Consider the following 23,332-nt stretch of genomic DNA (forward strand, 5'->3'; position numbering starts at 1 on the left):
CGATGGTTACGTTTAACTCATCGCCCTTTTTTTCAGGTTAACATTCAATCATTCTCGTTATGTTGTAAAAAGCAGGGTAGCTCTTAACATTAATTTGTCAAAAGCCTCATTAACCTGATTAACAAATTTATTAGAAAGCAATGGAAATGGCATGATGTGAGAATAGGCATAATTAAAATCCCATTCCTCTACCTGCATTCCACCTAATGTATTTTTTACTTTATCGGCAATGGCCACAGTATCGTTCTTTAAAACAACAGCTGCCATGCGATCTTTCAATGTAGCTACGTAGCCATTACTTCTCTTCCGTAAGTTCTTCATCGAAATCATATCGACAAATGCCTGACCCAAGGCTGTATTACCAATAATACCCTTAACGGTTGTATTATTAAATTGCTGGTCCCTTTTATAATAGTCCTGAAGCTTTTGAAATGCCTTACTATCCATGATGAAACGCGACACCCCCTGCCAATCCTCAAAAACACTGCCTCCACAAAATACAAACAGCCGGCTCTTAGCTAACACGTCATCTCCGTGTGCCAAAAACATAATTTGAGACAGGAACGAACCGATTGAATAGGCAAAGAAATCAATCTGTGCATCTTTTTTTATCAATGCATGCTGCCCTTCACGTATGGAAGCAATTAAGTCCAATAAATCGCTGGCTGCCTGATATCCGGAAAGAAAGAAACGTTCAGGATGCTTTGTTAAACGATCACTTAAGGCCACGTTAGCAACGCTCAAACCATCAATACCTGGCGTAGATGTCCTGCGCTCCTTAACAAAAGCGTTCATCTTACGTGGGTCACACCATTCCTTAGGTGAACGGTTCATATGATAGGCTATCGGAAATAAGATGACAGTCTTCCGGGTATAGTTGGCTAATTGATATCCCCATGGCAGGTACTTATCCCAAGTACGCTCATTCAGTCCATGCAATAAAATAATGCACCCTTCAGATGCGATGCTTTTATCAGGATGAAAGACAGGATATGTAAAATCCTTATTCAGGTTAGTCTCTGAACACTCAATATCGAAAGGAGAAGTTGCCTGGGTAAGGTATGGAATAGATTGCCTCGAATGAAACTCATGCGTATAAAAACCAAAAGCACTCTCACCGGGAGTGTGTGTGGCATCTCCCGATGAAAATTGTGCTTTCAGAGTTTGATATAGAAAAAAATAATTCATGGAGTTTCATAATTATACGCTAATTCGATGCACTTTGTCATCTTCGAATGCAAACCAAATCAAGAATTGGCAGCTTTGCAATTTTATGTGATCTCCACCGGTTTACTGGGCTTAAAAACCATATTTAGGGGTGAAATTTCAAATATTGGGATTAAATTTGAAGTCAAATTCTTGATGAAGCACCAAAAACCAATCATCTTTGCCATCATTATTAAAGATTTTAGTGCATCTTTATACACCATGGATTTAAGCAAAAAAATACCATCCTATCTGGTCAAGAAAAAGAATATTGTCAGTCTTATTCTTTTTACGGCTGCGTTTGCATTGGTATTTATTAATATCTATGCACCATTTGGCGTTACCACCTGGTTTAATATATCAAAGCTGGAACTTCTTTTATATTCCAGTCTGGTGATACTCACTGGCGTACTGGTGGTTGTAATCAGCCGCATCATCATGTACCAACTGGCCAAAAGAGGGAAATATATTTCAATTGGCCGTTACCTTATCTGGATTGCTATTGAGATAAGTAGCATGTCATTGTTTTATACACTATACGAGATGCTGATTTTGCATGATCCCAGATCATTTGATGAGGCTATTAAAGTTTCCATCCAAAATACAGCGCTCGTGTTACTCATTCCTTATACAGTTACCTGGCTATATTTTGCCTGGATAGACAATAAAGAAAAACTGGAGGCTATTGCCGAAGGCAATAACCAGAATACGGAAAAAATTGGGATGGTACCGTTCAGAGATGAAAAAGGAACCATGCGATTAACTATTAAACTGGAAGACTTACTCTACCTGCAAGGTGCCGATAATTATGTTACTATCTATTACTCAAACCATCAAAAACAAGAGAAGTTTTTACTGCGTAATACGCTAAAGCGACTGGAAGATACTCTTAAGCCATTTGAAGTTATCCGCGTCCACCGCTCTTATATGGTCAATTTTCAGAAAGTTAAGCTGATTGAACGAACCAAAGAAGGTCTGCGTATTAAACTAAACACGCAACCTTTAGTTGAAGTACCTGTATCTAAAACATATACCGGAGCTGTGTTTGAATTGTTTGGCCAAAGTCATTAAAGACTCCAGAGTCTGATATTTATTGCAACATCGTTGCAATATTAATTGCATTCTAGTATTTTTGCGATAGCAAATACTATGGTATATAACCGCATTACAAACAGATATAAATGATAAAAGCGATATTAGTCAGCCTACTGGCAATTGTTATTCTAACAGGCTGCCAAACTGTCAAAGAGACGAATCAAAAGCCAATTGTTTCGGTAAGTATAGCACCGCAGAAATATTTTATTGAACAATTACTTAAAGATTCCATCGATATCAATATCATGATTCCCCAAGGGTCTGACCACGCTAGCTATGCGCCCTCTGCAGCTCAAATCAAAAAGCTTTCAGGTTCGGTGGCCTATATAAAAATGGGTCACCTGGGATTTGAGTCGAGTTGGACAGATAAACTGAAAGCTGCCAATCAAACGATGCAATGGTACAATCTGTCTAAGAACATTGAAATAATTCAAGGCGAACATCACCATCATGACCATGAACCAGGCCACATCTGCTCGGCCGGGGTTGATCCGCATACCTGGACATCACCAAAACAGGTGAGGCGCATCATGAAGAATCTAAAAAACTACCTAACAGAGCTTTTTCCTCAGCACAAAGAGTTAATAGCCTTAAATCATGAGCAGTTCCTGAATCAGTTGGATGAGATGGATGAACGTTTGAACAATCTGCAAGCAAGTAATGACAGCCTGGCATTTATGATATTTCATCCTGCTTATACCTACCTGGCCAGAGACTATGGATTTGAACAGTTAACGATTGAATTTGAAGGTAAAACACCTTCTCCGTCTCGTTTAAAAGCAACCATTGAATTAGCTCGTCAAAAGCATATCCGAACTATATATATTCAACAGGAGTTTGACCAAACAAACGCCCAGGTTATTGCAGATGAAATTGGTGCCGAAACCATACAGGTTAATCCACTTTCTTATGATTGGCTAAAGGAGATGGATCGATTTATCAGTCATCTGGAACAACAATAAGATGGAACCACTTATTCAGCTTGATAACATTCGGGCAGCTTACGACAAAAACGTTGTTTTGAACCAGGTTAACTTAACGGTTCATGCCAACGATTTTATAGGCATAATAGGACCTAATGGTGGTGGTAAAACAACGCTTCTTAAAATAATACTAAACCTGATTCAGCCATTATCGGGTCGGATAATCAAATCTGATAGCGTTAATATAGGCTACCTGCCACAAGTTAACACTATCGATAAGCAATTTCCGGTCACCATCAAGGATGTGATTTTATCCGGCCGGTTTGCTACAGACAAATGGTGGAAAAGAGCAAACAAAGAGCAGCTTAATAGAGTTGATGAACTGCTTGAATTTATTGGCCTCGATAGATCACACAATGTGCCAATTGGAGAGCTTTCAGGCGGACAAATGCAGCGCGTATTCTTATGCAGAGCCTTAATAAGTAAGCCAAATCTTTTGATATTGGACGAACCTAATACCTATGTTGACAAAACATTTGAGGCTAATTTGTATAATCTGCTTGGTGAATTAAATGAGCAAATGGCCATTTTGTTAGTTTCACACGATGTTGGAACTATCTCGTCTATGGTTAAGACCATCGCTTGCGTGAATGGAGGATTGCATTACCATCCTTCGAATAAGATTACCAACGAAATTCTCCAGTCGTATAACTGCCCAATTGAACTAGTCAGTCATGGTCACGTTCCGCACAGGGTATTAAAACATCATGACCATGAATGAACTTCTTGAACTCTTCAGCTTCGCATTTTTTCGTAATGCTTTGCTGGCAGCCTTCTTATCTTCCATCATTGCCGGGATAGTTGGTAGCTACATTGTTGCCCGTCGCAATGTATTTATCAGCAGTGGTATCACTCACGCATCGTTTGGAGGCATGGGCATTGCCTATTACCTTGGTTTTCCACCGTTTTTAGGTGCAGGGATTTTTGCAGTATTATCAGCCCTCGGCATCGAATGGAGCAGTAGTAAGGCAGGTATCAGAGAAGATAGTTCGATTGCTATCTTATGGTCGCTAGGTATGGCCATCGGTATTCTATTTGTATTCCTCACACCAGGCTATACACCCAACCTGATGGGCTTTTTATTTGGCGACATCCTAACCGTTAAGATGACTGATCTGATTTGGCTGGCAGCCACAGCAGTCGTTTGCATACTACTAATAAGCTTATATTATCAAGCCATTGTCACCGTTGCTTTTGATACCGATTTTGCTAAAGTATCAGGTTTACCTGTTCAGACAATCAAATACATTAGTGCTGCATTGGTTTCCATTGCTATAGTCCTCTCCATAAAGGTGATGGGAATTATTCTGGTACTATCATTATTTACTATACCTGCAGCTGCGGCTAATCTATTTGCCAAAAACCTTAACAAAGTGATGATTGGTGCGGTATTAATCAGTGTGATTGGAAGCATGTCCGGACTGCTTATTGCCTACTTCTTAGACATACCGTCAGGCGCTACCATTATTTTTACACTGACTGTATTATTTGTTATTCTTAAAATCATCAAATTGATCAGATAACCAGCTGTGCTGGCTCTTTCCTTTCTGATAACCATAAATCGTATTGAAAGAGGATATCAGCGAGTGTTCGAACCTTGATCGTTCCAATACTATCTAAAAAACGCTTGTTCATACCTAACTGTTCCAATACCATTTTGAGGTCTTCTGTTTCACTTGAGGAAAACAATCGTATTAGTTTGTTATCAGATGAGGACAGGTAATAATCATAGTAGGTTATGTACTCAGGAAAACCACTTCTACCAGCAACATAACCCGGGAGTATTCTGGAATCCCGAAGTAAAGAGATATTTCCCCGGTGGACCACATTTAAAAACCGATGTCTGATTCTTTCTGACTTAATGATACTCTTATAATGCAGACAAGTACTTTCAAACTTGTAATCGCTTCCCTTATATGTAAAGCCAAATTCACGAATCATTTCAGGAGCATAATCCGACTGCGAGCCATCGTGTTTGAACAGTACACGATGATAAAAACCCTCTAAATCAATTCCTGATATAACCCAAGTCCCGGTTGTCTGATTATATGGCGGAACATAAATCTGACCATAAATCTTCTCACCATCATTAGTTATGGCATACCCATCATACCACCAATTAGTTGCATAGATGTTTGATAAACTAAAGAACATAAGAAGAATAATCCAATATTTCATTGTGAATAAATTATAGACTAAAGTAACAAACTACGTTCATGTACTCATTAATTAACTATATTTTTTTACTCAAGGCTTGATAATTAAAATTTAATAAATTATCATTGTGATACTATTTTGATATCACTATGAAAACAGAAAAAACAACTAAACCCCAAAGCGGCTATACGATGCTTATCGTATTTCTGATGTTGCTGGCTACGACCCTTGCCACCATCATTAAACTGGAGCTATATCCATTGATAATAGCTATCCCTTTTATACTGGCCATTCTGCCAGGTTTCTTTATTGTCAACCCTAACGGTTCGAAAGTGCTCGTACTCTTTGGCGCATACAAAGGCACGGTTAAAGACAATGGCTTTTTTTGGGCCAACCCATTTTACACAAAAACACGCATATCACTACGAGCCCGTAACTTCGACAGTGACAAAGTTAAAGTGAATGACAAAATTGGTAATCCCATCCTTATCAATGTGATATTGGTATGGAAAGTGAAGGATACCTACAAGGCGGCTTTCGAAGTGGATCATTATGAAGAGTTTGTGCGCGTGCAGACGGATGCAGCTGTCCGTAAACTGGCAGGCTCTTATCCCTACGATAATTTCGATGATGAGCAGGCCGAAGTGACATTGCGTTCGGGTATGCATGAAGTAAACGAAGCGCTTGAACAGGAAATCACCGAACGACTGGCCATTGCCGGCATTGAAGTAACAGAAGCACGGATTGGCTATCTGGCTTATGCTCCTGAAATAGCAGGTTCGATGTTGAAACGACAGCAGGCCGTGGCTATTGTTGCAGCGCGTAAAAAAATTGTTGAAGGTGCCGTAGGCATGGTTGAAGACGCATTGACACGACTATCCGAGGATGAGATCATTGAATTTGATGAACACCAAAAGGCCTCAATGGTTAGTAATTTAATGGTAGTTTTGTGCGGTGATAAAGAGGCCACGCCTGTAATTAATACTGGCACATTACACAACTAATTTATGAGTAAAAAGAAATCATTTGTACTAAGAATTGACCCTGAAACATTTAAGCAGATTGAAAAGTGGGCTGATGACGAATTCAGAAGTGTCAATGGTCAGCTTGAATGGATGATTCATAAATGCTTAAAAGATGCCAAACGATTAAAACAGAAGAAAGACAATACTTCTGAAGATGAATAAAAAGCAAGAGCAATTTCTTCGGAAGTTGCTCTTTTTTAGAAAATATCCTACTATGAACAGAGCTGCCATCTTATTATTGCTCACAATTGTTGCCTGCACATCACAAACAAACACCATGACTAACTACCTGGAAGAAGTTAAACAAACCGAATTGGCTTTTGCTCAAATGGCTAAGGAAAAAGGAGTAACTGAAGCTTTTTTGTTTTATGCTGCAGAAGACGCTGTCATAATGAGAAACAACAAACTGATAAAAGGAAAAGATGCCATCCAGGCTTATTTTGAAGATCACACTGACACCTATCAAAACATTGAGCTAAAATGGAGCCCTGATAAAGTGGACGTTGCTGCTTCGGGAGATCTAGCCTACACCTATGGCAACTATCAGTTAATTAACCATACGAGTGGCGAAACTTCTGAAGGTATCTTCCACACGGTATGGAAGCGCCAAGGTGATGGACAATGGCGCTTCGTGTGGGATTAAATACTACTGATGAAAGAAACAGCTGGCTGGCATAGTCTGCCGTTTAAAGCCTGGTCCTTCCCATTCGGTTATTAACTCAATACCGTCTGAGCACTGGTAAAAACCGATCTCAAAATGATGATAACCTTTGCTCAGTTCAATACTGCATTGTTGAGCAAACGGAAACGACTTGCGTCCGTCACTTTCAAACTGCTCTTCCCCGTTAATCTTCAACATACACCCATCATTGGCCGAGATGTAAAAATGGTAGGTGCCATTTTTAGGAATGTACACTAAGCCGTCATATGCTAAACCAATCCATTCATTTCGGTCGCAAATAGTCAATGTGGGCACGTCAATAACTCCAGTCTTTACTGGCTCGTCCTGTGCATAATCGTAGATAGAACGGTAGATACCTTCATAATAGGAGTACTTCAATCCTTTCTTAAGTTGAGATGTATTAACAGGTAAAGCGCGTTCCTTTTTTAGTGCACGAGTTACTACATAACCGTCTTCACAGCCTTCTTTATAGGAACGCATCTTAAGCGTGGCTGATTGATTAATCGTAAAAGGCTTCTGAAATAATGAGCTACTCTTGTCAGGCGTTGTGCCATCCAAAGTATAACGTATTTCAGCTGCCTCATCGTCGCAACGCATATCAACTAAAAACTCATCAATAAACACATCGGATGAGTTGCTCAAGTAGCAATGTGGAGCAGCTTGGTAAGTCGATTCATTGGACAAATGTTGCGTGAACCATTCTTTATTGGGCTCAGCACCCATTTGCATCTGCAAGCTTCCGCCTTTTTGTAGATCCTGATGGGCGATAAAACTCTTACGGTAATCGCAACCGTTAAGGCTAAGATCCTGCAGATATATATGACTGCTGCTGTTTCCTTTAGCTTCAATGACAAAGGTTTGTCCATTATCCAGGTGCATCGTCACCTTATCGAAGACAGGTGAACCAACCGAATAATAAGGCGAGCCCGGATTATCAGGGTACAATCCGATAGCGCTCATCACATACCAGGCCGACATCTGACCGCAATCCTCATTTCCGCACAAACCACCAGGCGTATCGGCATATTGGGTGGCCATGATTTCACGTACAATGTGCTGCGTTTTCCATGGTGCTGCTGCATGATTATACAAGTAAGCCATGTGATGGCTCGGCTCATTACCGTGTGCGTACTGCCCGATGAGTCCGGTTACATCCGTTCCTTCTTCCAGCTCATAGGCCATTTCGGTTTCAAACAAACGATCGAGCCATTCTTTCAAGGCTTTTTGTCCTCCCAATAGTTGGGTTACTCCAACGACATCATGCGGCACAAATAAACTATACTGATAGGCATTGCCTTCGGTGTAGTTATAACCCACTGCCATTGGATCAAAATCGCTCACCCAACTATGATCTGCCATACGGCCACGCATAAATTGAGTTGATGGATCATATATATTGCGGTAGTTTTTAGAGCGATTCATAAAATAATGGTAATCGTCCTCTTTACCTAAAGCTTTAGCCACTTGCGCCACACACCAGTCGTTGTAGGCATATTCGAGCGTTTTTGATACACCCTGACTGCTCTTATTGGAAGGCACATAACCGAAAGTACGGTAATCTTTCAAGCCGCGCTTATCCAGCATGGCAGTACGTTTCATCTCGGCATATGCTTCTTCCAAATCAAAATTATTAATATCTTTAGCATGGGCATCAGCAATTAACGAAACCGCATGATAACCAATCATGCATCGTGTATCGTTGGAGGCCAGCTCCCACATCGGCAGCTCACCGTATTCCTTACTCTTCTGAACCAAACATTTCACAAAGTCAGCGCTTAACTTAGGCTCCACAATCGTCAGCAAAGGATGCAGTGTTCTGAAGGTATCCCATAAAGAGAAGACCGTATAATTGGTGAAGCCGTCAGCCTGATGAATTTCGCCATCCATACCACGATAGCGGCCATCTACATCCTGCGAGAGGTTAGGTGTTAACAATGAATGGTACAATGCCGTATAGAAATTTCGTTTCTCTTTTAATGAGCCGCCTTCAACTGCAATTTTACCCAGCTTTTCGCGCCATTCATTTAACGCCAACTTATACGCAGAATCGAAATTGACATTGGTACTTTCCTGTTTTAAGTTAGTAACCGCCCCTTCGGCACTCACCATGGATAAGGCCACTTTCACTTCCAGCTGCTCACCTGCTTCCACATCAAAGTTTATAACCGATTGTAACTGCGAACCTTTAATGACTTTATCGGCAGAATGCAGCTTCTTATTCTCATACAAATCAACCGACTTGAAAGGCTTTGAGAACTCTATGGCAAAGAAAAGATGCTGATCGCCAGCCCAGTATTTTGAACGACGCTGCCCTTGCAAAGTATTAGGCCCTGTAACTTCTATTTCAGCGGCAATCACAGGATCGCGGTGAATCAGGTCGAGCATCATCTGCAAATCACCTGCATTATCAAAGGTGTAACGGTGATAACCAACTCGCTTACCAGCTGTCAATTCAGCTTTTACCTGATAATCATCTAAATAAACTGAATAGTATCCTGGCGAAGCTGTTTCACTATCGTGAGAGAACAACGATCGATAACCGGTTTCGGGCTGTTCGCTCGTTCCTGTTTCAAGTTTTAACTCACCCATAATGGGCATAAGCAATACATCGCCATAGTCGCTTACTCCGGTACCCGATAAATGGGTGTGACTAAAACCGATGATCGACGAATCGGAATAGTGGTAGCCCCCGCAACCATCCCACGACTCATCATTGCGTGTATCAGGACTCAGTTGCACCATGCCAAATGGCACCTGTGCACCAGGATAAGTGTGCCCGTGCGCACCCGTTCCAATAAACGGATCAACATACTCGGTATAGTTGTTCTGCTTATTGCAGGCACTTAATGCAATACCGAATATCATCAAAAACCAAAGTTGTTTCATCTATTTAAATTTTAAAATCCCGGCCTAGCCTTAACCAAAGTTAAAACATAAGCCGGGAAACAATAATCCACCTATTAATTACTTGGAAGTTTACTAACTATTATTCTGCAACACCCCAGATTTCAAGCTCACCAATCACAATACGCCCATTTTCTTCTACATCAGCAGTCAGCTCAATTTTATGAAACCTGTAATAAGCAGTATTCTCGAAGGTAAATTCTTCCTTTTGCTGAAAAGCAGTGATTCCCGTATCAGCTACTTTGGTAATCTCTGTCCAGTTAGTTCCATCGTCGGAACCTAAGAGCGTAAATTCATCAGCCGAAAATACATACTCAATGCCAAAAATATTATTGGAAGCACTCAATGCCACTTTTGTAACATTATATTTCTTAGCCGTCTCGAATGCCAACCAGGTATCATTCACCCAATTAAAGAATTGAGTATCCTGTTTGCCATCGTAAGCATGCTCAGGCAAGCCCCACTCCGGATAAGCCTGCTCACCAGCAGGTTTAACGGTCACTTTTGGGCTGTCCTTTGTAATATCAGTCAAATCAGGCTGTGGGGTTTCTCCTCCATCTCCTTCGGCACCGAATAGTTCCAGCTCAGCAATCATGATTCGCTTGTTGTCACCTTCTTCTATATCAGCAGCCAACGTGATTTTATGGAACTTATAGTAGGCACTATTTTGGAAGGTAAACTCTTTGCGCTCTTCAAAACTAACGATACCAGTATTTTCCACTGATGTAATTTCAGTCCAGTTAGTGCCATCATCTGAACCTGACACTACAAATTCGTCTGGCGTAAATACATAATCAATTCCCAGTAAGTTGGCAGTTGCCGTAATAGCTACCTTTGTCACATTATAACTCTTCGCCGTTTCAAATGCATACCAGGTTGTATTATTCATATTGAAGAAAGATGTACCTGCATCATTATCAAAGGCCATTTCAGGCGTTCCCCATTCGAAGAAATCAAACTCTTCGGTTTGATAGGTAACAGTTGGATTCTGGTCGGTGATATCAATCAATGTTACCGGAGCAGGATCATCATTACCAAAATCAACATCTTCGCCGGCACGTAAACGCTTCAATAGCTCGTCTATTTCGGCAATTTTACCTGTTTTCATATCACCCTGGTATTCTTCCCAAAGCACCTGAACAGATTTACCAGTAATACTCTGAATAGCAGCTTCCCATGACCATGGATTGATTGATTTAGCAGAATGATTCAACTTATTCAGGAAGTTAGTATCTTTTGAATGCAGCCAATCAATAAAGAAGCCTGATGTTTTGTAACCATCATTCCAATGGCCACCTTGCGCACGATCGTTTGTTGTCAGGTAACCGCTCACATAACGGACATAATCGGCCATACCTTCGATAAAGCCATAGAAATCATCACCCGGCTTGTATTCACCAGCACCTTGAGGCGAGAACTGGTAACCATGTGTTACTTCATGATACAACACCCCTTTTACTTCATCAAGGAGTTGGGCATCGGTCATCCCTTTATCCTTACAACTTTGCAAATAGGTAGCACTGAAGAAAATACTGATGTGCGGTGCCTGACCTCCTTTTGCTGAAATACCATCCTTATCTTCAACCGAGTAATTAATGGTCTGCAATACATCCATTTCATCGGGACAAATAAATAACCAGCGAGCCACGTCAAAACAAGCTGTATGAATTAGCTTCTGAGGGTCAGGTACGATTTGTTCGTATAAAGTTTTATCTGCCGAAGTATTTTTAAAATTAATGGTTGGCATCACCATATCTTGCCAGCACTCATCGCCATAAACAGTTATATAGCTTTCTTGTGTAAGCACATTCTGCTTGGCTCCATCCTTAACGGTTAATACAACTTTATAAGTACCTTCAGAAGCATAACTTACAACCGGACTCTCATCTGAACTTGTTGATGGTGTGCCACCTTCAAAGCTCCATTCATACGCTTTTGCTCCTATCGAACTATTAGTGAATTGTACCTCTTCATCGATGAATACGCGCGTTTTGTTAGCTTCAAACTTTGCTTTAAGAGGACTTTGCAGATGGTCGATATTAAACTCTGCTTCGTTCTGACATGACAGCAGTAAAATCAAGGCCATCATGAGTGTATAGATAATTGATTTTTTCATTTTCTTGTGATTTGATTAAATTGATTCTTCGGTTTTTAGATAGTTCTGATACTCGTTCCATAAATCCTCAACAGAGACAGACAGAATGCTTTGACAAGCTGCTTCCCAGGACCACGGAATAATTGTTTGAGCACTTTGATTGAGTTTATACACAAAAGCAGGGTCTTTTGTATGCAACCAATCGATAAAGAAGGCTGAGGTTTTATAGCCATCGTTCCAGTGTCCGCCAACCTTGCGGTAATCATAACTTGAATAACCAGCATTCAGACGCACGTAGTCGGCTACACCTTCAATCAGCCCAAAGTAATCGGCTCCACGCTGATAACCGCCTGCACCCTTAGGTGCATACTGATATCCATGAGTGAGCTCGTGGTACAACACTCCAATAATTTCTGCAATCAGCTCTTTGTCACTCAGTTCTCCCTTCTTGTTTTTCAAATAGCTCGAACTGAAAAAGATATTAATATGAGGTGGATTACCGCCTTTTGCAGAAATGGTCTCTATATCTTCAATTGAATAGTCTAAAATTTTAAGCACATTAACCTCATCAACACTGCGATACAGCTTCTGACAAACATCCAGACTTACCTTGTTGATCAGCTCAATGGGTTCCGGCACCAATTCCTGGTACAAATCGCCGTTACCGCCCAAGGTGGTGTTTACAAAATTGATGTGTGGATACTCAAAATGCTCCCAACCACCTAAGCGCTTCACATTAACAAATGCATCGTAAAAAGCCGTATCTGTCAATTGATTATTAACTGTTACCAGCTTAACGGGATACCTGCCGTGAGCGACATAGTTAACCATCGGATTTGTCTCTGTACTTGTTGCCGGTTCACCGCCTTCGAAGTACCACTGATACGAATCGCCTTGCACCGACAGGTTTTGAAACTGCACTGTTCCTTTATCGAAAAAAGCAGTCTGGTCAGCCTTGAACTGGGCAATCGGATGCTTATCATTGCGGTCCCAAGCACCATTTAGCTTAATCTCCGATAATTGCAGAATATCGTGCCCGTTGGTAGCGAGATGAAAGCGATAATGCGCAAACGTTTCTTCAGTTACTACCTGAAATTCCTGACTCTGGTTTCTTTCCAGGAAAGTGATATCCGACTGCTTATCTAAGAGCTTCCAGGTTTGTCCATCACGACTGCCTTCCAAGGTCGAGCTGGCCGGGTCGCGCAATGGTTCGTCATTACCCGAAACCAGTGTATAGCTGTTTAACCGGCTGCGTTTTACGGGTGTTAACTCAACAGTTGCCGATGAAGTAAATGTTAGAAACTTTGAGTAAATATCGCCGTCCACCACATTACCAACTTCCTCGCCAACAGGCGAATTGCATTCTTCTGTCTGAACCCGACATTTATAGTCGGTTACAACTATTGATGTGTCATTTTGGTTCAAACAAGACATGAGCAGGGTAGAGCAGGCCAAGCTTAGGCCCGCTATCTTATTTATATTCATTATTTTATTAGTTTTTTATCCCAAAAAGAAAACTATTATTTTACAGGTGTGAACGAATAGGGATAAGCATCTCCTTCCAGTCCCCATTTTTTATTGGGTCGGCTGCTCATATGGAAGATTAGCTCACCACCTTTAACAATATCGCTGTGCCTGATGAATGTTCTGTTCAAGGCTTGTCCATTCAATGTCACCGACTTGATATAGATATTCTTTGATGACACATTCTTAGCGCGGATGGTGAATTGCTTGCCATTTTCCAATTGCAAAACGGCCTTTTCCACCGATGGAGAACCAATCACATACTCGCCAGAGCCCGGACAAACAGGATAAAAGCCCATCGATGAAAAGATGTACCATGCCGACATCTGCCCGCAATCATCATTACCACACAATCCATCAGGCTTGTTCAGGTATTTGGTTCGCATAATCTCGTGGATGCGCTCAGCCGTTTTCCAAGGCTTACCGGCCCAATTGTACATGTAAGCTACGTGGTGACTAGGCTCGTTACCGTGAACATAACCGCCCATAATTCCCTCACGGGTAATATCTTCTGTATGCTCAAAGTACTCATCCGGAATATGCATGGTGAACAATGAATCGAGGTGTTGAGCAAAACGCTCCTTTCCACCCATCTCATTAATCAACCCACCCACATTCTGAGGCACATACAAAGAGTAGTTCCATGAGTTACCTTCGATAAAACCGGCACCATGCGTATCCAATGGATCAAAATTATCAAGATGATCGCCTGCTTTGGTTTTAGGGCGAACATAGCCTGTGTGTCTATCAAACAGGTTGCGCCAGTACTCCGAACGTTTCATATACTCATTGGCAACAGACTTTTTACCCATTGCCTTAGCCAATTGTGCGATTGTGTAATCGTCGTAAGCATACTCCAAAGTGATGGAAGCCCCGTAATGACTGGTTTCATGTGGAACATAGCCGTACTTTTTGTACTCACCAATGCCTTCGTAGCTGTCAAAATTAGCGCTTGACAAACATGCTTCGAGCGCCTTCTCAGCATCGAAACCTTTGATACCATTCACATAAGCATCGGCAATTACCGGCACTGCATGGTAACCTATCATACACCAGTTCTCGTTTCCGTAATGGCTCCAGATAGGTAAGATGCTATGAACACTCTGCTCATAATGCGCCAGCATCGAGTTTACCATGTCCGATGAACGCTCTGGCTGAATCAATGTCAACAAAGGGTGTTGAGCACGATAAGTATCCCATAATGAGAAAATAGTGTAGTTGGTAAAGCCATCAGCCTGGTGAATATTGTGATCCAAACCGCGGTACTGACCATCCACATCCATGTACTCGCTTGGATGAATGAACGAGTGATACATTGAGGTATAGAAAGCCGTCTTCTTTTCTGCATCGGCCTCTACCTTTATGCGGCTCAGCTCCTTATTCCACATCTGCTTCACTTCGCTGCGTGTACGATCAAATTCAAAGTGGGGCACTTCAGCCTGCAGGTTTTTCAGTGCACCATCGGTACTTACTGCAGACAAAGCGAATTTGATTTTAATCTCCTCGCCTTCTTCTGTATCGAAATCGAAGTTAGCAGTTAAGGCTTTGCCAGCCATCTCCGGGAAGTTATCCGTTTGGTCAAACTTACGCCAGAAACCATTGTACTTCACTTCTTCGTTGTTGCTGCAACCATAGCTTTTGATTGGCTTCGAAAAGCTCATGGCAAAATACTGGTAGTTAGTACGTGCCCACCCCCGTGTTATACGGTATCCTGTGACCAAGGTATCGTTCTCAACACGGATGGTTGACCACAATACTTTACCATCGTAATTGTAAATGCCATGCGTTAAATCCAAAATGATATGCGCCGCATCCGATTTTGGAAAGGTATAACGGTGAAAGCCTACGCGCTGTGTGGCTGTCAGCTCAGCTTTGATTTTATAATCATCGAGTTCAACGGTATAGTAACCCGGTTCGGCCGCTTCCGTTTCTTTACGAAATAGTGAGCGATAGCCCTTTGAGGTATCATCGATAGTGCCCGGATTGTGCTGTACCTTACCAACCGTTGGCATCACCAGGAAATCGCCCAAATCAGAGTGACCCGTTCCACTAAAATGCGTGTGTGCAAAGCCTACAATCGACTTATCGGTGTATTGATAGCCGGCACAGTAGCGATACACATCCTTATTGTATTTGCCTTCGTGAAAAAACTGTACACTATCAGTTTCGGGACTTAACTGCACTATTCCGAAAGGTGCACAGGCACCAGGAAAAACGTGTCCCATCTCCTGCGTACCGATGAACGGGTCTACATATTGGGTCAGATCCTCATTTTGTGCCTTAAGCATCAAACCTTGAATTATTAACAGACTAATTAGTAATATATTTTTCATAATCGTTGTATTTCAGAACATTGCCAGAGTAATGCGTGCAACACATTAAGTTCCTGACGAAGATTAAAGCTCGTTATTTGACATGGATGGCGGATAGTGTTCTTCCGCAGAAGCCCACTCTTTGTTTGGTACATCACCCAATACAAAATGGATATGCCCGCCCTCTTTAATATCATTGAATGAGAACCAGCACTTCTTCCATTCCACACCATTTATCTTAAGCGATTGAATATAAACATTATCATCAGAATAATTTTCGGTATCAATCACTAATTTGTTGCCGTTGCTCAAGGTCATGGTTACAGAAGGTATGGCCGGAGAAGTAATCACATAGTCATTGCTACCCGGACAAACCGGATAAAAGCCCATAGCATTGAAAATGTACCAGGCACTCATTTGTCCGCAATCATCGTTACCACACAACGAACCCGGTTCGTTACCGTATTGCGTGTCGATAATGTGACGAGTTAACTGCTGCGTTTTCCAAGGCTGACCAACATAAGTATACAAATGCGTCACATGATGACTCGGCTCATTACCGTGCCAATATTCACCAATACGCCCATGAATATCATCCACACCTTTGTAATCTTTACCGCTGCTGTAAGCAAATACAGAATCCAGCTTAGTAGCCATGGCCTCTTTGCTGCCATATAATTCAACCAATCCTTGTACATCATGTGGAACAGTCCAAGTGTATTGCCAGGTAGTACCTTCGGTAAATGCCCCCAAGTGCTCAAAATGATGCGTATCGAAATCAGCCTTCCATTGCCCTTTGCTGTCTTTTGGACGCATCCAGCCAATTTCTTTATCAAACAAATTCTTGTAGGCCATGGCACGTTTGGCAAATCGATTATAATCCGCCTCTTTACCCAGAGCCTTTGCAAAACGGGCTATGCAATAATCATCGTACGCATACTCCAGCGTTTTGGAAACTGATTCGTTCTCCAAATCGTAAGGCACATAGCCTAATTGCTCATACTCAGCCGTTGCATCGTACTCGGGATGCGTCGCTGAGTTCACACAAGCTTGGTAAGCCAGCTCCCAATCCACCCCCTCAACACCTTTAAAATAGGCATCAACAATAACAGGCACCGCATGGTAACCAATCATGCACCAGGTTTCGTTATTCCAGAACGACCAGATTGGCAACAACTTATCAGGACTTTGTTGATAATGGGCCAGCATGGCATTAATCATGTTCGCATTCCGGTCAGCCTGAGTCAAACAAAACAAAGGATGCGTAGCACGATATGTATCCCACAAGGAAAATACTGTGTAATTATCGAAATCATTGCACGCGTGAATATTCTGGTCAAGACCACGGTAATTGCGATTTACGTCGAAATAGGTTGTAGGTGACATAAATGCATGATAAGCAGCGGTGTAGAACGTTTCCTTTTGCTGCTGTGTGCCTTCCACATCAAACTTTGCCAACTCCTTATTCCATAACTCCTTACTGGCTGACACATATTTTTCGAAATCCCAGTCAGGCATTTCCGTTTTTAGGTTTTTCATGGCATTAGCCGTGCTGATTGGCGAAATACCCACTTTAACAGACAACTGCTCATCTTCGCTTGTCCGGAAATCGGCCACAAACTGAATATCAGGTCCAGCTGCCTCTTTGCTACTGCGGAAACGATACGTTTTATAAGAGTCGTATTTCACTTCTTTCCCTCCTGAAAATAGCCGCGTTTCATCAAAAGGACGCGAGAATTCAGCAGTGAAATAGACGTAACGCTCCTTTGCCCATCCTTTCACCTGGTGCATCCCGGCGATGGTTGTTTCATTAATAACTTTTACATTTGACCATACCACATCGAAACGCAGCACATGGCTCAAATCTAACACAACGTGTGCACTGTCCGAAGCCGGAAAGGTATAACGCATCATCCCTGCACGATTGGTGGATGTCAATTCTGTTTTAATGTTGTAATCATCCAACACAACCGAGTAATAACCAATCTCTGCCGTTTCATTTTCATGCGAAAACTTAGACAGATAACCAGTTTCGGAAAAATCCTTTTTACCAGGACGAATATGTGTTTGCCCGACTGTTGGCATAAATAAGATATCACCCATATCAGGAATACCAGTTCCATGCAGGTGCGTCATCGAGAAACCATAAATGGTACTATCGGAATATTCGTAGCCGGAAGCCGCACCCCATTCCCACTTTTCAGTATCCGGACTGAGCTGTACCATACCAAAGGGTACCTGAGCCCCCGGATAGGTATTACCCTCGCCAAGCGTACCTACCAAAGGCTTAACAAATTGGGTGTAATCCTTTTGTATTGTCTGCTCCTGCCTGGCTTTCGGCGTGCATGCAACAAGTATAAAAAGACTTAGAAGAGTAATCAGTTTAATATATGTCATCAGCAGTCTGTTAAATAAACTATTTGAAAAATACCGGCTGTGCCTGATAATTACCTGAAACGCATATTGAATTCAGACACAGCCGGAAGAAGCATTCTTAAAACCTCACTTTTTAAGCAACTAGTTAGATAGGTTAGGATTATTATCGGTAGCGGTTAAAGGATATGGGAATACCTCTTTACCTGTCGTTGGCTTTTTATCCCACCAGGCATCACCAAACTTACCAAAGCGCACTAAATCCTGACGGCGATGTCCTTCGAAAGAGAACTCGCGACCTCTTTCAGCCAGGAACTCATCCAAAGTTAAAGTAGCTTCGGTATAGTTATGATCAGCATTACCAAACGCACGCTCTCGTACGTCATTTACAATTGGCAAAGCATCTGCAGCCTTACTCAATCTTACTAAAGCTTCTGCTTTCATCATCAGCGCATCGGTATAACGCCAGATAACATAATCATTATTGAGCTCCCATGCTTCACCAATTACTACCTCATACTTCACACTACGTGCTCCTTCATCCTCGCGCGAGTTGGTCATACTGGTGATGTCAACAGTTAATACCAATGGTTCATCTTTGGCTTCCTCAACACCCAATAATGGGTTACCCTCTTGATCAAACTGAGGTCCGACAAGGAATTGCTCAAGGCGTGTATCAGCTACATCAAACGAACGATAGTGGTCAGGTTGCACAACGATACCATTCCATGGCATATATTGCAGATTAAATCCTTGCTGATGACTATAATGCATCATAAATGCATGGTGATAAAAACCGGTAATCTTACTTTCTTCGAAAGGAATTACAAATATATTCTCGTCACAGTTTTCATTTCTGGCTTTGAAAGGCTCCTTCCAGTCTGCCACCATTGTATAGCCCTGAATTTTATCCACTTCGTTGATACAGTCCTGCCAACGGGCAGTTCCGGTATACACTTCGCTATTCAAATATACCTTAGCCAATAGCATGTGAGCGGCCGCCTTTGTAAAATGTCCATAAGCAGAAGCATCGCCTTTAACCGGTAAATCATTAATCACAGCAGCAATTTCGTCTTCGATAAACTGAATCACAGCGGCAGCGGCTAATGGTTCTGGTGAACGTGGTTCTCCCACCTTTGTCACCACCGGCACATCGCGAAAATTATCCACCAACAGGTAGTAATGATAAGCACGTAAAGCTCGCATCTCAGCCTTCATCTGTTCAATGGAAACAGGCAGGTTCATGTTTGATACATCTACAGTTTCAATGTTATTCAGAAATTCGTTACAATATCCAATGGCCTGATAGGTGTTATTCCATGCGCCTTTAATCTCATGATGCTCAGGTGTCCAGGTGTGGTAGTGCAATTGCTGCCACTTACCGCCGTCGTATCCGTGCTTACCTTTTTGAGTCCATGCCGCACAGTCTGAGCTTAACTCACCGCAAATCCAGTGTGCCAGTGACGAAGTAACATACAAACGTGTGTAGGGCTTCAGGTAATTGGCCGTCACCTCTTCAGCAGAACTGTAGAATGTTTTAGTGGTGGTTTCAGAGTACACCTTCTCATCCAGGTTGGTACAGGCAGCGAAGCCTATCAGGATGAGTAATGCTGTAAATGAATTATATAATCTATTCGTTTTCATCGATTTGATTTTTAGAATTTAACGTTTAAACCTAAAGTATAAGTTGTTGTACGAGGATAGAATCCGCGCTGATCAACACCGGCTCTTGCACCCAGTTCCAACTCAGGATCCAATCCTGAATAATTTGTGAAGGTGGCCACATTCAGTGCTGAAAAATATACGCGTGTATAATCCAGTCCGAATAACCATTTTTTAGGTAAAGTATATCCTAATGTAATATTGTCCAGTTTCAGGAAATCACCTTTCTCGATGTAGTAATCAGAGTATTGAGGATCGGCATTAACCGGTGAATTACTGGCCGAACGTAACATGTTACCTGGGTACCAAAGCGGATTGCCGTAGTACATCTTATTCACATTCAGGATATCGAAACCAAAGGCCCCTCTGAAGTTCATTGAGAAATCAACGCCCTTAACGTTTACATACGGACTAAAAGACAGATTGATTTTGGGGTTACCATTACCTAAAAAGGTACGGTCAGCATCGGTAATGCCTTCTTCACCATCGAAATCTTCAAAGATCCATTCCCCGTTTTCTGTCAGCCCTTTATACTTGTAGCCATAGAAAGAGCCGATTGGATGACCTTCTTCGTAACGGAAGATAGTACCCAGCTGACCAGGAGCAGGCAGATCTTCGTAGTTAACCGCCTGGAACTGGAAGGTAGCATCAGACAAGCTCACCAGCTCGTTTTTATTATATGAGAAAGTAGCATCTAAACCAACATTCCAAACACCATTATTTAAAATTTTAGTGTTCAAGGCTAATTCAACACCCTGGTTGTTGATCTCACCAATATTAGAAAGCACATCATTGTGAATCATAGGAGGCACCTGTGCTACAAGATTCCATAATAAATCGCTTGTTTTACGCTGATATACATCAACCGAACCACTTAAACGGTTGTTGAAAAACCCAAAATCAACACCAATGTTTGTTTCTTTTTTGGTTTCCCACTTCAGGTATGGGTTAGGGTTGGTGGTTGAACCGTATGATTTAATATACTGACCGTTCAGCACATATAAACCGCCAGCGCCCATTCGTGGAATAGACAGGTAAGGACTGCCAACAATGTTACCTGTAACACCATAGCCCACTCTTAGTTTTAACTCATTAAGCCACTCTGTATCACTCAGGAAGTCTTCCTCTACAATACGCCATCCGGCAGAAACAGCAGGGAACGTTGCCCATTTATTGTTTTCACCAAACTTAGAAGAACCTTCGCGACGAACGGTAGCTGAAAACAGGTACTTGCTCTCATATGAGTAGGTAAATCGGCCAAAGAAAGCAATCAGTTTCTCAGATTGCTTGTAGCTGTCCATAGCTGCACGACCATCAGCCAGGCCACTACCAGCACTTAAGTCATGGTATTTCTGAGCATCGCTGATAAAGTCCTTATTCTCGGCCCAAAACTCCTCGTATGAGCGTCCCTCATAGCTATAACCTCCCAAAAATGTTAATACATGACTGTTAATTACCTTTTTGTAATTAGCTGTTCCTTCAAACATCTTTTTATAGTTGTGCCATGTTTTTTGCTTGGCACGGCCCAGGTACCCCCCGGTTTCTGAACTACGTGAGCCAATCTCATCATATTCATGCTCAAGTAAATCACGCACATCCAAGGCACCAAAACCACTCAAAGTAAAATTATCAAAAACCTCAAAATCGACTCTTAAGCTCATCTGGCTATTTTTCTCTTTTCCACCACGACGCTCCTGCTCCAACCTGGCAACCGGGTTGAATTCACCATAGCCACTTGGTTGCCAATAAGTGCCATCGCTGTTTCTTACAGGCTGCGTAGGATTGAGTATAGCCGCCATATCAAATGCCGAATAGGACGTGTAATCCTTATCAATAATCGTTGATGACATGTTCAACTGTACTTTCAGACGATCGTCATAGCCTTTATGAGTTAGATTAATACGACCGTTCAGATACTCCTGCCCCGTATTAATAACGATACCTTCAAGGTTACGGTAATTGACAGACGCACGATAGCTAAGTTTTTGGTTACCACCCGAGAATGAGACGTTGTGCACATGTGACACATTCTTACGGATGATCTCTTCAGACCAATTGGTATTGGCATCGCCATCCACATAATTAATACCGGTAGCATCGCCATAGGCACGGTATTCGTCAGCTGATAGTACATTTGGTAACGCCACAGCATCTTCTGTAGATACATAGCCCGAATACTCTACTTTTAAATCACCTGTTGCACCTTTTTTGGTGGTGATGATGATAACCCCATTGGTTCCCCGTGTACCATAAATGGCAGCGGCTGAACCATCACGGAGTACATCCATGCTTTCAATATCTTCCGGGGCTACAGAACTAATATCACCGCCCGTGATTCCATCAATAATAATTAAAGGATCGGATGTTGCATTTAACGAAGAAGTACCACGCAAACGCACTCTGGGAGAGGCATTTGGATCAGTTCCTGCGGTGCGAACAATCTGTAACCCGGCTACTTTACCTTCAATTGACTGTAATGCATTGGTTGCAAAACCTTTATTGAAGTTATCAGCCGTAACTTTAGCAATGGAGCTGGTTACCTCAGTCTTCTTCTGAATGCCGTATCCTACAGCCACCACTTCCTGCAAACCAATAGATTCTTCAACTAACGTAATATTGATAGTAGGGCGACCAGCAACATTTACGTCCTGTGCCTGAAAGCCAATAAATGAGAAGGTCAGAATCGCATCCTCTGAGCCAACCTCAATCTTGTAAGTTCCATCCACACCGGTAATAACACCGTTTGCTGAGTTCGCTTTTTCGAACACATTTACCCCAGGTAACGGTTCACCCATATCATCAGTTACCAGACCCGACACCACCAATTGCTGCTGAACCATCTGCCCGGCATTGTCCTGTCGCTGATTGGCTGAAATACTAACAGGGTAAATGATAACATTATTGTCAACAATGCGGTAATCAAGCCCCTTTTGATTTAGTAATATCTGAAGCACTTCAGATATTTCTTTATTAGTGGCATTAATAGTAACCTGGCTATTATCATTAACCAAGTCATTGTTATAAATAAAGTTAAGATCACTTTGCGTTTTCAAAACCTCCAATGCTTCCTTAAGGCTTGCATTGTTAAGCTTAACGTTTACCTTCTGTGATTGAGCCTCGGTAAGAGCCGAAACCTGAAGGCTGAAAAAGATGATTAATCCTAATGTCAATCTCATGACTTTCCACAATTTACCGTAGGAATTGTCTAAACACAATCCTTCCCGGAACGGTTTTTTTTTCATAAATTTGAACTGTTTACGTGTTAAACAAAAAAATTGAAATCTAATTTTTGAGGAGATGTTGGCGCATCTCCT

Annotated in this window: 16 protein-coding genes; 7 read left to right on the plus strand and 9 right to left on the minus strand. The window is 41.9% G+C overall.

All coding sequences use genetic code 11. The annotated features are described in order from the left end of the window. Positions 1 to 57 precede the first annotated feature (57 nt). On the minus strand, positions 58 to 1,188 hold the full coding sequence (locus tag KEM09_RS04190) for a DUF6051 family protein (protein ID WP_212225910.1): 1,131 nt from the start codon (positions 1,186 to 1,188) through the stop codon (positions 58 to 60). 174 nt (positions 1,189 to 1,362) lie between these two features. Between KEM09_RS04190 and KEM09_RS04195 the strand changes: the two genes are divergently transcribed. The 4 genes from KEM09_RS04195 to KEM09_RS04210 all read left to right on the plus strand — a co-directional run bounded on the left by KEM09_RS04195 (position 1,363) and on the right by KEM09_RS04210 (position 4,807). After that, entirely contained in the window at positions 1,363 to 2,277 is a 915-nt protein-coding gene (locus KEM09_RS04195; protein ID WP_212225912.1) for a LytR/AlgR family response regulator transcription factor, read from the plus strand. 110 nt (positions 2,278 to 2,387) lie between these two features. Then, positions 2,388 to 3,263 (plus strand): metal ABC transporter solute-binding protein, Zn/Mn family, encoded by an 876-nt coding sequence (locus tag KEM09_RS04200; protein WP_212225914.1) that lies wholly within the window; start codon positions 2,388 to 2,390, stop codon positions 3,261 to 3,263. A gap of 1 nt (position 3,264) precedes the next feature. Next, the gene (locus KEM09_RS04205) at positions 3,265 to 4,005 is read left to right on the plus strand and encodes a metal ABC transporter ATP-binding protein (RefSeq protein WP_212225916.1); all 741 of its coding nucleotides are present in this window, start codon (positions 3,265 to 3,267) and stop codon (positions 4,003 to 4,005) included. Further along, on the plus strand, positions 3,998 to 4,807 hold the full coding sequence (locus tag KEM09_RS04210) for a metal ABC transporter permease (RefSeq protein ID WP_212225918.1): 810 nt from the start codon (positions 3,998 to 4,000) through the stop codon (positions 4,805 to 4,807). The genes KEM09_RS04205 and KEM09_RS04210 overlap by 8 nt, the downstream gene beginning before the upstream one ends. On the opposite strand, the gene KEM09_RS04215 is transcribed toward KEM09_RS04210, so the two are convergent. Continuing rightward, the gene (locus tag KEM09_RS04215) at positions 4,800 to 5,462 is read right to left on the minus strand and encodes a hypothetical protein (RefSeq protein ID WP_212225920.1); all 663 of its coding nucleotides are present in this window, start codon (positions 5,460 to 5,462) and stop codon (positions 4,800 to 4,802) included. The genes KEM09_RS04210 and KEM09_RS04215 overlap by 8 nt on opposite strands. Positions 5,463 to 5,590: 128 nt before the next feature. Between KEM09_RS04215 and KEM09_RS04220 the strand changes: the two genes are divergently transcribed. Genes KEM09_RS04220 through KEM09_RS04230 form a run of 3 tightly spaced genes read left to right on the plus strand, consistent with a single transcriptional unit; the run spans position 5,591 to position 7,109 of the window. Next, a complete protein-coding gene (locus KEM09_RS04220; RefSeq protein WP_212225922.1) occupies positions 5,591 to 6,445 on the plus strand; it encodes an SPFH domain-containing protein in 855 nt (284 codons plus the stop codon). A 3-nt stretch (positions 6,446 to 6,448) separates the two neighbouring features. Further along, a complete protein-coding gene (locus KEM09_RS04225) occupies positions 6,449 to 6,628 on the plus strand; it encodes a type II toxin-antitoxin system antitoxin (protein ID WP_212188690.1) in 180 nt (59 codons plus the stop codon). Beyond that, a complete protein-coding gene (locus tag KEM09_RS04230) occupies positions 6,621 to 7,109 on the plus strand; it encodes a YybH family protein (protein ID WP_212225924.1) in 489 nt (162 codons plus the stop codon). The genes KEM09_RS04225 and KEM09_RS04230 overlap by 8 nt, the downstream gene beginning before the upstream one ends. Positions 7,110 to 7,112: 3 nt before the next feature. Here KEM09_RS04230 and KEM09_RS04235 read toward each other — a convergent pair whose 3' ends face one another. The 7 genes from KEM09_RS04235 to KEM09_RS04265 all read right to left on the minus strand — a co-directional run bounded on the left by KEM09_RS04235 (position 7,113) and on the right by KEM09_RS04265 (position 23,194). Then, on the minus strand, positions 7,113 to 10,034 hold the full coding sequence (locus tag KEM09_RS04235; RefSeq protein ID WP_212225926.1) for a GH92 family glycosyl hydrolase: 2,922 nt from the start codon (positions 10,032 to 10,034) through the stop codon (positions 7,113 to 7,115). 100 nt (positions 10,035 to 10,134) lie between these two features. Next, positions 10,135 to 12,168 carry a basic secretory protein-like protein gene (locus KEM09_RS04240; protein ID WP_212225928.1) on the minus strand — a complete coding sequence of 678 codons (2,034 nt, stop codon included), beginning with the start codon at positions 12,166 to 12,168 and terminating at the stop codon, positions 10,135 to 10,137. Between the two features lie 15 nt (positions 12,169 to 12,183). After that, on the minus strand, positions 12,184 to 13,632 hold the full coding sequence (locus tag KEM09_RS04245) for a basic secretory protein-like protein (protein ID WP_212225930.1): 1,449 nt from the start codon (positions 13,630 to 13,632) through the stop codon (positions 12,184 to 12,186). 35 nt (positions 13,633 to 13,667) lie between these two features. Further along, a complete protein-coding gene (locus KEM09_RS04250) occupies positions 13,668 to 16,004 on the minus strand; it encodes a GH92 family glycosyl hydrolase (protein ID WP_212225932.1) in 2,337 nt (778 codons plus the stop codon). Between the two features lie 63 nt (positions 16,005 to 16,067). Then, complete coding sequence (locus KEM09_RS04255) at positions 16,068 to 18,380, minus strand: GH92 family glycosyl hydrolase (protein ID WP_212225934.1); 2,313 nt, start codon at positions 18,378 to 18,380, stop codon at positions 16,068 to 16,070. Between the two features lie 120 nt (positions 18,381 to 18,500). After that, positions 18,501 to 20,000, minus strand: coding sequence for a RagB/SusD family nutrient uptake outer membrane protein (locus tag KEM09_RS04260; protein WP_212225941.1), 1,500 nt, complete (start codon positions 19,998 to 20,000; stop codon positions 18,501 to 18,503). A gap of 11 nt (positions 20,001 to 20,011) precedes the next feature. After that, positions 20,012 to 23,194: a TonB-dependent receptor gene (locus tag KEM09_RS04265; RefSeq protein ID WP_212225944.1), complete on the minus strand. Its 3,183-nt coding sequence runs from the start codon at positions 23,192 to 23,194 to the stop codon at positions 20,012 to 20,014. Between the last annotated feature and the right edge of the window lie 138 nt (positions 23,195 to 23,332).

The sequence above is a fragment of the Carboxylicivirga mesophila genome (assembly GCF_018271975.1).
In the GTDB taxonomy this organism is placed as follows: domain Bacteria; phylum Bacteroidota; class Bacteroidia; order Bacteroidales; family Marinilabiliaceae; genus Carboxylicivirga; species Carboxylicivirga mesophila.